At 50.1% G+C, this 13,652-nt stretch carries 10 protein-coding genes; 6 read left to right on the top strand and 4 right to left on the bottom strand.

From position 1 onward, the window contains the following. The first annotated feature begins 83 nt into the window (after positions 1-83). The 6 genes from RE428_RS06170 (at position 84) to RE428_RS06145 (ending at position 5,407) form a co-directional block, all read left to right on the top strand. On the top strand, positions 84-1,211 hold the full coding sequence (locus RE428_RS06170; protein WP_004581105.1) for a zinc-binding dehydrogenase: 1,128 nt from the start codon (positions 84-86) through the stop codon (positions 1,209-1,211). Between the two features lie 329 nt (positions 1,212-1,540). After that, positions 1,541-2,512 (top strand): glycosyltransferase family 9 protein, encoded by a 972-nt coding sequence (locus tag RE428_RS06165; RefSeq protein ID WP_154660752.1) that lies wholly within the window; start codon positions 1,541-1,543, stop codon positions 2,510-2,512. 344 nt (positions 2,513-2,856) lie between these two features. Beyond that, complete coding sequence (tnpA, locus tag RE428_RS06160) at positions 2,857-3,147, top strand: IS66 family insertion sequence element accessory protein TnpA (protein WP_004578761.1); 291 nt, start codon at positions 2,857-2,859, stop codon at positions 3,145-3,147. Then, the gene (tnpB, locus tag RE428_RS06155) at positions 3,144-3,488 is read left to right on the top strand and encodes an IS66 family insertion sequence element accessory protein TnpB (RefSeq protein WP_004578760.1); all 345 of its coding nucleotides are present in this window, start codon (positions 3,144-3,146) and stop codon (positions 3,486-3,488) included. The genes tnpA and tnpB overlap by 4 nt, the downstream gene beginning before the upstream one ends. Before the next feature lie 28 nt (positions 3,489-3,516). Next, positions 3,517-5,148, top strand: coding sequence for an IS66 family transposase (tnpC, locus tag RE428_RS06150; protein ID WP_004578759.1), 1,632 nt, complete (start codon positions 3,517-3,519; stop codon positions 5,146-5,148). Further along, positions 5,138-5,407, top strand: a complete 270-nt coding sequence (locus RE428_RS06145) for a hypothetical protein (RefSeq protein WP_004578758.1) — start codon at positions 5,138-5,140, stop codon at positions 5,405-5,407. The genes tnpC and RE428_RS06145 overlap by 11 nt, the downstream gene beginning before the upstream one ends. Here RE428_RS06145 and RE428_RS06140 read toward each other — a convergent pair. The 4 genes from RE428_RS06140 to cysW form a co-directional block, all read right to left on the bottom strand. Next, entirely contained in the window at positions 5,381-5,974 is a 594-nt protein-coding gene (locus RE428_RS06140; RefSeq protein WP_205624604.1) for a transposase, read from the bottom strand. The two genes, RE428_RS06145 and RE428_RS06140, sit on opposite strands and share 27 nt — an antisense overlap. 139 nt (positions 5,975-6,113) lie before the next feature. Continuing rightward, positions 6,114-10,835, bottom strand: a complete 4,722-nt coding sequence (gene avs4 / locus RE428_RS06135) for an AVAST type 4 anti-phage nuclease Avs4 (RefSeq protein WP_004581102.1) — start codon at positions 10,833-10,835, stop codon at positions 6,114-6,116. A gap of 882 nt (positions 10,836-11,717) precedes the next feature. After that, the gene (locus RE428_RS06130) at positions 11,718-12,809 is read right to left on the bottom strand and encodes a sulfate/molybdate ABC transporter ATP-binding protein (protein ID WP_004581100.1); all 1,092 of its coding nucleotides are present in this window, start codon (positions 12,807-12,809) and stop codon (positions 11,718-11,720) included. Positions 12,810-12,818: 9 nt separating this feature from the next. After that, a complete protein-coding gene (cysW, locus tag RE428_RS06125; protein WP_004581099.1) occupies positions 12,819-13,649 on the bottom strand; it encodes a sulfate ABC transporter permease subunit CysW in 831 nt (276 codons plus the stop codon). Positions 13,650-13,652 lie beyond the last annotated feature (3 nt).

The raw sequence follows: 13,652 nt of genomic DNA, 5'->3' as shown, positions 1-13,652 counted from the left end.
GTGTCCTTTTTCGTAACCCTCATTTTATCGGGTAACATCCGCTAGAGAAGTACCGGATCCCTTCATCTTTGCAGGAGAAAACAGTGTCAGACAACAATATCGAATTGACGTCCACTATTAGCGAAGACAATAAACTGGAACTTGCCCTGCGCGAGATCGAAGTTCCGCAGCCGGGCGAAAACCAGGTGGTCATACGCGTCGAAGCCGCCCCTATCAACCCGTCTGACCTGGGCGTGATGTTCAGCGCGGCCGATATGAAGACGGCCAGCCAGTCCGGTAGCGCCGATCGCCCAGTCATCAGCGCCGATGTCCCAGCCAAGTTCATGGGTGCCGTTAAAAAGCGAGTTGGCAAGCCTATACCCGTGGGCAATGAAGGCGCCGGCACCGTGGTCGCGGCAGGCTCATCCGACGCCGCGCAGCGCCTGATGGGCAAAACCGTGGCGTTCATTGGCGGCGGTAGCTACCGCAAATACCTCTGCGCCAATGTTCAAAGCTGTCTGGAACTGGATTCGGGTACGACCGCAGAAGAAGGCGCTTCAAGCTTCGTGAATCCGCTGACGGCATTATCCATGGTAGAAACCATGCGCGCTGAAGGTCACAAGGCTATCGTTCACGCTGCGGCCGCCTCTAACCTCGGGCAAATGCTCAACCGTATCTGCATCGCCGACGGCGTCGACCTGGTCAATATCGTCCGCAAGCCGGAACAGGAAGCGCTGCTGCGCGACCAGGGTGCCAAATACGTGGTCAACTCCAGTAAAGACAGCTTTATGGCAGACCTGACCCAGGCACTGATCGACACCGGCGCTACCATCGCTTTCGACCCAATCGGTGGCGGACGGATGGCCAGCGATATTCTCACTTGCATGGAAGCGGCCATCTCTCGCAACATCACGGAATACAGCGTGTATGGATCGGACACCTACAAACAGGTTTATATCTATGGCGGTCTCGATCGCGGCCCCATCACATTGAACCGCAACTTTGGTTTTGCCTGGGGTGTGAACGGCTATCTGTTGTTCAATGCACTAGGAAAACTGGGCACGGAAACCAACATCGCCATGCGCAAACGCGTAGCCGCCGAGATCAAAACCACGTTCGCCAGCCACTACACCCATGAGGTATCCCTGGCCGGTGCTTTACAACTGGACGCCATCTCGGCCTACGGCAAAATGGCCACCGGTGAGAAATACCTGATTAAACCACAGAGCTAACGTTTAGCCTCTCGCCGCAGGGCCATCCTGGGACGCTGACGTCAGATTGACGCCAGCGCCAGCATGAAAGGTAACCCTGCGGTTCTATGTTTCTGAACTAACCCCGGTTGTACGGGCACCTAAAAATGGCTATACACAGAGTATAGGAAGGTGGCCCGTCTGGCGGATGTCCTGTTAACGTTTCTAAGTTTTCAACGTCCCTATCAAGTTTGTAGGTTCAATCAGGAATCCATCAATTGGCCGCTCGTGACCACTCGCTCCCACCCGGTTTCGACAAGAATACGATCCGCAAAATACTCGTCATACGATTGGGACCATTCGGGGATGGCTTGCTGACCACAGCTTATTTCGAGACCGTCAAGCGATTCTTCCCCAACGCGAAGCTGCATTACCTGATCAAGGAGCCGTACCACAAATCTGCGGTGAGGCATCCCTTTATCGACAAGCTGGTAACCATTCCCGAATCTCAAGGGGGCCGGCTGCGTTATCTCATGGAACGCCTGGGGCTTGTTAAACGCCTAAGAGCCGAGAAGTACGACCTGATTATCGACTCCCAGAACAAACCATCCTCGCAATACCTCGTCCTGTTAAGTGGATCGCGTTTCCGCCTGGGCTATGACGAACGGGCGTTGAGCTGGATTTACAACATCAAGGCCTCTCGTGCCCCCAAGCGGTATACCGCCTCCCGCCGTTTCGACATTCTTAAGCCCCTTGGTATCGAGGAGGAGCCCTTTCAGTTGTACTTTCCCATACCAGACGACTGCCAGGGGGCCATAGATCGATGGCTCTACGCTCAGGATCTACGTGATGGCCGGTTCGTGGTAATTGCCCCTGGCAGCCGACAGGCACGCAAGAAATGGCGAACTGACTACTATGCGGCTGTGGCCGATCAGGTGCAGACCGAACTCGGTTTGCGTGTAGTTCTGCTTTGGGCACCGAAAGAGAAAGAGGACGCGGAAACCATGGCCCGGCTGATGACCACGAGAGCCGTTATGGCGCCGCCCACGTCGCTTGAAGAAGGGGTTGCCCTGGTCAAGCGGTGTCGGCTGCTGATCTGCAACGACAGCGGTCTCAATCACATGGCCGTGACAACGAAAACAACTACGCTGGCCCTTTTCGGCCCCATGAATCCGATCAGTTGGTCGCCCTCAACGATTTTCAGTCATCACCACCACCTGTACGTACCGGGTGGTGTTAAGTTGGGGGACGGTTCCTTCGGTATAACGCCAGCGATGGTGTTGGAGACGGCGCGTGAGATCCTTTACACATCGTCAACACCGGTTGTCGAAGAAGCGGGCTAGCCGACGCCTTGTTTTTCTGGGGATCAATAGGGTCAGAGGGGATCAATAGGGTCAGAGTACTTGGTCAGTCGCAAATTTATATTCCTTAGATCGCCGATCACCTCCCCGCTTGCTCGCGACAGCGCTGCGCCCGCTGACCGTTTCGAAATGCCGCTTAAAGGAATCACTGCCCAAAACCCAAGCCTTATTAGTTGCTTCACGGATCTCCTCGAGTTCCCGCTCCGCCATCCTGCCGTTAAATAGTGATCGATATTGCGCCGTAAGCGTTCATTCCGCGACGTTCTGCCACCCCGCTGAGATTCGCTCTACAGTAACCTCACATTTCCCGATACGAGGTTACCCCCATGAGAAAGCACCGTACTCCAGAACAGTGGCAGACCCTGGTTGATCAGCAGCGCGCCAGCGGCTTGTCAGCACCGCAGTTTTGTAAACAGGAGAAGATCGGTTACGCCAGCTTCTGTAACTGGCGCAAGCGCCTGTCCGACCCGTCGACTGATGAGTCGTCAGGTCCCGGTGAAGCCGATTTTCTGGATCTCTCGTCGTTGATGGGCAACTCTCCATCCTCCGGCCCCGGCTGGAACATTGTGCTCAGCCTGGGCAACGGCGTGGAACTGCGGCTGAGCCAGAACGGATGATCGGGCTCGATAGTCAGGCCCGGATCTGGCTGTGCACTGAGCCCACCGATATGCGCAAATCGTTCCGGGGCCTGAGCGCCCTGGTCCGGAATCAGTTGAAGCACGACCCGCTCAGCGGCCAGTATTTCGTCTTCGTCAATCGCCGTAAAACTCAGATGAAGATGCTGTATTTTACGACCACTGGTTACTGCCTGTGGGCCAAACGCCTGGAGCAGGGACAGTTCCGGGTGCCTTTATCTGCCTCCGGTCAGCGAGCCCTGACGCTGACGGATCTGCAACTGCTGATCGATGGCATTGAGGTGCAGAAATACCGCCAGTTCAAGCGTTTTCGAGGGGTATAGAAGGCCGGGTTCCGGTATAATATCGGTCATGAATTCAACGGCTTCTGCTCCTTCTCCCAATGCATCGTCCTCCTCGGCTCTGGCCGAGGAGAATGCACTGCTGCGTGAGCAGGTCCAGACCCTTCAGCGCCAGCTGGACTGGTTCAAGAAGCAGCTGTTCGGCCCCAAATCCGAGAAGCAGGCATTTGACCTGCCGGGCCAGAACAGCCTGTTCCAGGAAGGCGATGCACCGGTTCCGGAGAACCCACCGGAAGAGAAAAAGCGCACGGTTAAAGCCTATCAGCGTGGTACCGGTAAGAAGCAGCGGGACGACGACTGCCTGAACGACACCGGCCTGCGCTTCACCGCCGATGTGCCGGTGGAGGTCATTGAACACCTGCCACCGGAACTGACCGGGCCGGAGGCTGACCAGTACGAAGTGATCGGCAGCAAGACCACCTACCGGCTGGCCCAGCGGGCCTCCAGCTATGTGGTGCTTAAGTGCGAACGCCCGGTGTTCCGGCGCAAGGGCACCGAGAAGCTCATCACGACACCGGCTCCGTTCAACGTGCTGGACAACAGCCTGGCCGATGTCAGCCTGCTGGCCGGGTTGCTGGTGGACAAATTCCAGTTCCATCTGCCGCTGTATCGCCAGCACCAGCGTATCCAACAGGCCGGTATCACCGTCAGTCGCAGCACTCTGACCAATCTGGTCAAGCGTGCCATCGACCTGCTGCGCCCCATTGTGGATGCCCAGACCGACAACGTACTGCGCAGTCGGGTACTGGCCATGGACGAAACGCCCATCAAGGCCGGTCATCAGGGCCGGGCCGGCCCGCAAAAGGGCAAGATGAAATCCGGCTGGTTCTGGCCGCTGTATGGCGATGCCGACGAGGTGGTGTTCACTTACTCTAACAGCCGTGGGCGTGCCCATATCGAAGAAGTACTCAGCGAATCGTTCAGCGGCACCCTGATCAGTGACGGCTACGCGGCCTATGCCCGTTATGCCGCCGCCCAGGAAAACGTCACCCATGCCCAATGCTGGGTGCACAGTCGCCGTTACTTTATCGAGGCGCAGAAGGATCATCCGGAGATAGTCACCGACGCGCTGCAACAGATCGCCACGGTGTACCGGAATGAAGAGGCCATCAAAACCCAGGGGCTGACTGGCGAGAAGAAACGCCAGTACCGGTTGGATCACTCGAAACCGGTGGTCAGCGACTTCTTCCAGTGGTGCCGGGATCAGTTGGCGCAAGGCGGCCTCGTGCCCAGCGATTCGCTGACCAAAGCCCTGAACTACGTGCTCAGCCGTGAAGCGAGCCTGACCGTGTTCCTGGAAGACCCGGATGTGCAGCCAGACACCAACCACCTGGAACGAGCACTACGCCCCATTCCAATGGGCAAGAAAAACTGGATGTTCTGCTGGACCGAACTGGGCGCGGAACACCTGGGCGTCATCCAGAGCCTGATCAGCACCTGCAAGCTGCACGATATTACCCCGTACACGTATCTGGTGGACGTGCTGCAACGTATCAGCCAGCACCCGGCCCGTGAAGTCAGCGACCTGACGCCCCGACTCTGGAAACCCCGGTTCGCCGACAATCCGCTACGGGCGCTGATCGACCCACGCCACCCTGACCGACAGAACAAACAGCCGGAGGCCAACGTCCGTGCGCATTGAGGACATGACCATCGACCAGTTGCTGGAACTGAACCAGACCATCTGCCAGCGAATTGATGAACTGCAAGAACAAGAAACCCTGCATGCCTTGAGTCAATTGCGGGTTGGCCTGAAAGTGACCTTCGAAGGCCGGGAAGGACCGGTGTTGGGGATCGTCACCAAAATCAATCGCAAGAGTGTGATCGTGCTGGGTGAGGATGGCAGGAAACAGTACAAGGTCTCGCCGGAGTTATTAAGGCCTCTCCGTGACGTGAAGTAGGTCAACTACGTCGTGGAATGAACGCTTACATTGCGCCTGACGTTCGGCCGGTTTGCATCCAAGTGCCAAGTATTGAGGGTGCGGAGAAACCAACTGGATCGCCTTCCCCACGGCATTGTATTGGTAACTCGACCAGGGATACTCCGACGCATGCTCAACCATGCCGGCCCGGACGGGATTAAGTTCAATATAGCGATAGACAGTCAGCAAATAGGTTTCGGTATCAACGACCGTCGACCTATATCGCCCTTCCCAAAGTGTTCCGGTACGACCATGAACGTGATTGAAGTACCGGACATAGCGACGACCCAGCGCCTGCATCATCCGGGAAACCCCTGTTTCACTTTGAGGGGTTGCAAGCAGGTGGACATGGTTTGTCATTAGCACAAAGGCATGAATGGAAACGCGGTATTGCTCCGCCGCGTCCTTCAGAAAAGCCAAATAGGCACTGTGATCTGTGTCGTCGTGGAAGCACGCCGTGCGATTATTGCCGCGCTGAATAAGGTGCTGAGCGCACCCAGGGAGATAGGGACGTGGTAAACGGGCCATCTGGAATTCCTTTTCCAAGATTGGTTTCGTGTTGAATTGTATGAAGGCTTCGGTTTTGAATCAAAGGACTCTGACCCTATTGATCCCAGATAATATATTCTTCGTATTTTATCGAGGGCTTTAGTTTTTCGGTAAATTTCGGCCACAATGTTTTTAGCTAGGCTACATCCTCTCTTAGGAGATACCCAGTAATTGAATATTGCTCAACCAGAAAATCCAAAACCACCATTGACTGCGCCCGTAAATTTGGTGTTCGTCTAACTTTGTCATGATTTTTGAATAGATATCTTCTCATATATCTTTCCAAGAAAAATATCGTATTTCCTGATTTATCGTGCGATAAGTCGATATCAAAGGTATTTATTGCATGGCTGATCCAATAAATACCATCATCTAAAAATTCACTTCCTATGCCACAAAGGAGTTTAGAGATGCTATATATAAAGGATGATTCACCACCTATCTTACCGCTTAAATCACTAAAAAACGCTCTATTCTCCGGCGAAAATGTATGCCATGTCTTTGCTTCATCCTTCCAAGGGATTCTTGCAAACAAAAAAGATTCGACTACGCGCTCCTTATCATGCCTCCAACCTTGATTTCTTATTGAATCAACGATGTGGCCTTTAAATCGGTTCCAAACATACCAAAATGAGTCCGACATATTCAATGAGTCTTCAGCGCTAACGAATTCATTTAACAAATCTGCCACACTTTCACCCAAGGTAAAATTATCGGTAAAATATTTAAGATATTTTTCCTTCTCGCTATTCTCTAGATGAAGGATAAAATGGGCATAGTGCTTTAAAAATTCATATCTGGAAGTATAATCAAGCCGGTCTTCTCTGTCTCGTGAAAGCAATTGTTGTGATATTATCCTAATAATTTCCTCGACAAACGGTACTGATTTCTTGTGTTCGCCATCCAATGGTACAAGCTGAAAAGCAGTTATCAATATATCCTTATCTATACTTTCAATGTTGTCTATTGCGGATTCCGTTATGGTTTCATCTTCGATACTGCTTACTACACTCTCTAATTCTTTAAATAATTCCCGCTCAAATTCATTGCCGCTAATTTCATATTTGTTCTGCTTATATGCCTCTTGTCTTAAACGATCCCGAACATTTCTATGTTTTTGAGCAATTACCAAATACCCAATGTACAGCGACTTCATGAACTCAGATTCATTCTTCCATAAGTGATGAACAGCCTGAATGGCTACTGAATTTATCCTGTCCATTCCCATCATCGATATTGGATCTTGCCTCATTAATGCTTTGATTAATAGCAGCTTGATAGTTAGTCTTTCGTCCGGAAAATCTTCTATCAATCTTGGGAGTACAAATAACGCAGGAACAAGACCGTCGCCGATCTGGTGCCTATAATCATCATTGTTAACGATATCTGTATATCCAAATATGACTTCCCTGCAAAAATCTAGTTCGGTTTTTTCCAATTTTTCCTTAAAATCCCGCAATAACACGGCGCATACATACGATGGTGTGGCTCGATCAAACAGTAATGCCTCACCCATGTTGCCTTCTGAAAGTTGATTCCATATTTCTTTTGCCTCGCCCAAAGCAGCCAGCGGATCATTTTCATATGATTCATATTTTTTGTAGTTATCTTTATTATAGAGCCTGCTATCAGCCCAAACCTTTAAACCGGAATGTGTAAACGGCTTGCTCGCTTCTCGTTGGGACGTTTCACTATATTCCTTAAGCTCTGGATCAATCTCTGGATTGAATTCTATTGCTATACCATCCTCTACTTCCTTCACTTCAGGTAACATTTTTCTTCTGTCCATACGGGCTAAATATAAACGCCATGTTTTATCGTGATGGTTTTCTTGTTCTTTATCTGGTAAATCCATGTAGTGAACATCAAGGATTTCCCAAACTTCCTGAAGCCTTTTCTCTGACTCCTCCTCGCTTACTTCCTCTGATCTAAAAAACTGGTAGTGAAGCGCAATGCTTTCTAATGAGAGTTTCCGGTGTTTTTGGTCGCAGGCGCTTATCCTTTCATTTTCGTGATATTGATTTATCTGATTTATGCTAAAATTTTTCAGCGAAGTAAGCTGAGTCTTATGTGTTTGATCAAGCATCATTCGAGATGTGTCATAGAAGAAAAACTCTTTTGTTCTGAATAGAATTTTAGCTACATTGAATGTTTTCTCAGGAAACGCACATACAACGCTTGCAACAACTGCCACGAGTGCAGAAGATTCAGATCTAGATAGGATATAGTTTAGATAATATTCTAGCGTTTGAGCCTTGGTGTTTTTTCCTCTCTCAAGAAAAAAACGTTCTAGTGACATTAATATTGATTCTAATAAATTAGGGTTTACCTGTGTACCTCGGTACATGCACCAAAGACGATTCGAAATGGGCAGATCAATTTTATTCCCATCATCTAGTAACAGTGTTACTGTTTCAATCTGACCCTTATCAAGGTTGGAATCTGCATATTTTTTTGAAGCATAATTTATTAGGTCGATAATGAAGTTTAATGTTGATTCTAAATTGGCTTGTAGCAGGGCGTATATGGGTGTTTGATAAGCACTGGCGGGGAAATAGTCTTGATGTCCATTCTCAACACCAAATTCATGATCTATCTCTAGTCTTGATCCATAAAAATAATCCTCGTTTTCTAGTTGTTCATACACCCAAAGGCATTTGGCTAGAGCGATTACTTTTTCCGGAATTTCCATAGCAACATTAAAGCATTCCATTTTCTTTAAAATGAAGTCACTCATTAGATGATAGGGGTCGTTATGTCGCCTCCAATTATTTTGAATTATTTCACCAACGATTGCTTCAAGTTCACTTTTAATTTCGCCTACCCCATACAGAATGGTGAGGATTAGCTGCTTGAAAAAACCATCATCCCTAATATAGACGTTGTTTTCGATTACTGATTTGTAAAACGATAATGCAATTAGGCTGGAATATTTAGTTGCGTCGCCTGACTTGTTGTGGCTGTTCCAGTCGTAGAGGTTGGGCAATACAAAATTGAGATTATTAACACCTATCTTTTCGAGGTTGTCATGGATGAACTTGATAAGCGATTTCCATCCGCTTCCTTTCGGCTTGGTTATTACATATTCCATTGATAAAATATCTGGCGTTCTCACACCAAGCCTATCAAAAAAGCTATTATCTATCTCCTTGCATCCTATTCTTATCAGCAAGCATATCCGTCTGAGAAGCCGAAAGTCGTCTTCCAATAGTGAATCTTTATTAACGTTAAAAAAATAATCGGAATAGTCGGATAGAAGCATAGAAACGAGCACTTCATCTTTCCACAAATTAGATATTTTGCGCGATGACAAGGTTTCTACAATAAGATGGCTAACCTCTTCGTTAGCCACGCTAAGTTTCTCTGATAGCCACCGCCTGAAAACTCTTCTTATGGGCAAAGACTGTTGTATTCTATCAAAAAATATTTCTGCATTTTCTGAGGATAAAAAGTTACTCTCGACGAATTTATCGAGCGCCCATTCTTCATAAATATCATGGGTGATAAAATATCCACGAGCGGACTCATAGCTAATTATTCCATCGGAAACCAACGCTTTTTCTACCGTTTCATTTGAGTAGCTAGAACCTGGGATGACGAAAAATCTTCCTGAATTAGCTCTTTCTTCGGCAAGATGTATAAAGAATTGTTCTCGTTGCGGGGACCGTTTTGTTATGACTCTTGGCCATAAAGACTCTTTGAATTCAAAGTAGTCTGCGCCTTTGTTTTCCTGATAATGCCTCAAATACTCTCTGAGATAAAATGGAGTCAATATGAGCAATTTGAGCTTTTTGTCATCAGGGATGACAAAATCATGTTTTTTTGCAAGCTCGAATAATGCATCTTCGTTCAGTTTTTCTAGATGTACTGACTTAAAGGTAATTTTGTACACTTCATATAGTTGAAAAATCAAATCATCTAGGTAGGTATTTCTCGTGGTGAACCACACCCTCCATCCGGCTTTGATTAAGCTGGATAGGTACTCTTTAATGGGATCAGTATTTTCTAGAGCAATTAGGTGTTCCGCTGAATCAATGACAACTGTTTTATTTTCGGCCCCCTCATGTGCTTCAATAAAATCCTTTAAAAAAACACCCGATAAGAACTCATTCAAGTTGTTAACAGAAAATTCCGTCGCCTTATGGACATAAAAGGCATCATCCCCCCTCTTATTTCCATAAAGCTCTTTTATTAGAGCTGTTTTCCCTGTGCCACCTTCGCCACGTATAATTAATGCGCTAGAACCTGAATTTTCGATTTGAGATATAATATTAGAGCGATTGATTGAAAAATCTTCGTCTCCAAATGTTATAGAAGTTTCAATATCGTCCAGAATTGCACCCGCATGAGACTCAAACGACTCCAAAAGACCAAATAAATTATCAGATTGAGTGAAGAAGTACGAAGTGATCCGGCTACAATCATCGACAACAAACGGCGATTCGAAAAAGCTACAGCATCTCCATTCAATTTCTAAGTCATTTTCCTTTGCCTTTTTTTCTGCTTCTATTTTTCCTTGTGGTTCCTTTCCTTTGCTTTGCCCCCACTCCGAATTTGTGTAAAAGATTATTTTATTTAAATCAGGGTAATCACGCTTCGCTTTTGTAATAGTTTCTATTATTTCATTTTTGTGGCTAGATAATGCGCCATCATAAAACTTAGCTTGCCAACCAACATTATCTCCATTTGAGGAAATTGGATTGGTTTCTATCGCCGATTGGTTTTTATAACGAAAAATTCCAGTTTTCACACTAAATTCATTGCAAAAAAGTAGATAACACATCCACTCAAAAGCATTTTGTGGATTTTCTGAAAATTTTGCTTTAAATATATCCCAGTCAGTTTTAATCAATTTCATTTTCTCATTTTGTGAGTTTTAACTAATATTGGAACGATACCATCTGGAAGGTTATTAGGGAGTTTGGAAAGGCAATATAATCCCGCTTTGGTGCAAAATCAGATGCTCGCGCGGTGCCGTATAAACGCCCGCGTTACGGGCTGGTTTGTAGCGCCAGCGGAAAACCAGTCCGGGTACACGCGATTGTTAAGTTGCTCGGTTCTGACCACTGCCCCCGAATCCGGCTAGAGCTTTTTGCATGAGTGTCAGAACGGGACCGTCCCTAGGTGAATCGTAGATCACCAAGACAAGTCCTTTCTCAACTAATCCAGGTACAGTGTCGTTGTATTTCTCGATCGTGAATCCATCTCGGAAAAGCACTTCCGAATATTCTGGGAGATCTGGAGACACTGCTTCTACACCACTCAGGTGCAGGTCTCGCATGCCGTGGATGAGATCCGATTCACGCTTGCTCAGTGGTTCCATTTCATCGCTCATAGGTTGGCTGGTGCTGAAATTTAACGGCCAATTATACGAACACGTTCGTATAACACCGGTTCGTATAACTCCAACAAGCCTCGCTCAAGTAACCTATATTTACCCACAAAAACAAACACCTAAGAGAGGCCACTCAACAATTCGACCGGAGTTATACGCCCCAGAGCTCATACCAAATGGCGTATAACTCCACCCTACAATTTTAAAAACCACTCTAATTCAATCAATTAACAAACAAGTCCCGCACTTTTACGAACCCGTTCGCTGAACCCCAAACCTAGCCCGCCCAAAACCCTACGTCAACAAACCCGACATACCGTCTTTCAATCCCAACAACCATAAACAAAAACGCCAGCAAAACGCTGGCGCCAAAAGCTTCTCTATTCCGGGAGCAGCGTCCCTACCTCACCGCCACTCCAACGTCCGTGGCTCCCCCACATGCTCACAAAACAAATGCCCCACATCCGGCACGGCATAGCACCGGTCCCCACGCTGGGGCCTGCGGGCATTAAACTCGGTGTGGCTGATTCCCACTTCCCAAAGCTCTTCACAGTCCCAACCGTCGGGCTTGAGTTCCACACGCACTTCCGCCCCAATTAGGCTGATGGCTTCGATACGGAACGGCAGGTGGGCATGCTCAGTCGGTTCCTGGGTCAGGCGCACTTCGTGGGGACGCAGGTAGAGCTGGGCGTCGTCGTTTTCGCAGCCTTCGGGCAGGCGCACCCAGGCGTCGCCCTGGCGGATGGTGCCTTCGCTGATCTTGCCGGAGAGTACGTTGACCTGGCCGAGGAATTCGAACACGAAGCGGCTGTCCGGGCGGGCGTAGAGTTCCAGCGGGGAGTCGACCTGTTCGATGCGGCCGTTGCTCATGACGACCACCTGGTCGGAGAGTTCGAGGGCTTCTTCCTGGTCGTGGGTGACGAACACGCTGGTGAAGTGCAGTTCGTCGTGCAGGCTGCGGAGCCAGCGGCGCAGGTCCTTACGGACTTTGGCGTCCAGCGCGCCGAAAGGCTCGTCCAGCAGGAGGATTTCCGGGCGCATGGCCATGGCGCGCGCGAGTGCGATGCGTTGCTTCTGGCCGCCGGAGAGTTGCGCCGGGTAGCGGTTGGCGAGGTGGTCGAGCTGGACCATCTCCAGCAGTTCTTTCACCCGCTTGCGGATTTCGGGTTTGTTGGGGCGTTCCTTGCGGGGAAGTACATCCAGGCCAAAGGCGACGTTCTGGGCGACGGTCATGTGGCGGAACAGGGCGTAGTGCTGGAACACGAAGCCCACGCGGCGGTCGCGTACGTGCAGTTGGGTGACGTCCCGGCCGCTGAAAAGGATCTTGCCCTGCTGCGGGGTTTCCAGGCCGGCGATGATGCGCAGCAGCGTGGTCTTGCCGGAGCCGGACGGGCCCAGCAGCGCGGTGAGCTGGCCATCGGGGATGGTCAGGTCGATGTCGTGCAGCGCCTGGAAGTTGTCGAAAAACTTGTTGATGCCCTGGATTTCGATACTCATGGAAAACCCTTAAAGTCGGCTCTGACGCCATTCGACGATGGCCTTCACGACAAGTGTGATCAGCGCGATGCCCGCCAACAGTGACGAGGCGGCGAAGGCACCGGCAATGTTGTAGTCCTGGTACAGCAGCTCCACGTGCAGTGGCAGGGTGTTGGTCTCGCCGCGGATATTGCCGGAAACCACCGACACAGCGCCGAACTCACCCACCGCGCGCGCGTTGGTGAGGATCACCCCATAGATCAGCGCCCAGCGGATATTCGGTAGCGTGACACGGCGGAACAGCTGCCAGCCGGAAGCACCGAGCACCACACCCGCCTCTTCCTCTTCCCTGCCCTGCTGCTGCATCAGCGGGATCAGTTCCCGCGCGACGAACGGACAGGTCACGAACACGGTCACCATCACAATGCCCGGCCAGGAGAACATCAGCTGGATATCGTACTGGCCCAGCCATTGGCCAACCCAGCCGTTGCTGCCATAGAGCAGAAGATAAAGCAGGCCCGCCACCACCGGCGACACGGCGAACGGGATGTCGATCAGCGTGGCGAGCAGCTTGCGACCGGGGAACGTGAACCGGGTCACCAGCCAGGCCAGGAACACACCGAACACCATGTTCAGCGGCACGGTGAGCAGCGCGACGAACAGGGTCAGGCCGATGGCGTCGAGCGTGTACTCATCGAAGATGTTACCGATATAACCCGCCCAGCCCTCGGCGAACGCCTGGATGAAGATCAGTACCAGGGGCATGAACAGGAACAGCACGGTCAGCGTGGTGGCAACGCCGATCAGCGTGCGGCGGACGAGCGGGCTATCCCCGACTCTACGATGCTTGGTGGTCGCCATACC

Origin of the sequence: Marinobacter nanhaiticus D15-8W (assembly GCF_036511935.1) — a bacterium.
GTDB classification, from domain to species: Bacteria; Pseudomonadota; Gammaproteobacteria; order Pseudomonadales; family Oleiphilaceae; genus Marinobacter_A; species Marinobacter_A nanhaiticus.
Note: the sequence above shows the minus strand (reverse complement) of the source record. Positions and strands in the feature narration are given on the sequence as shown.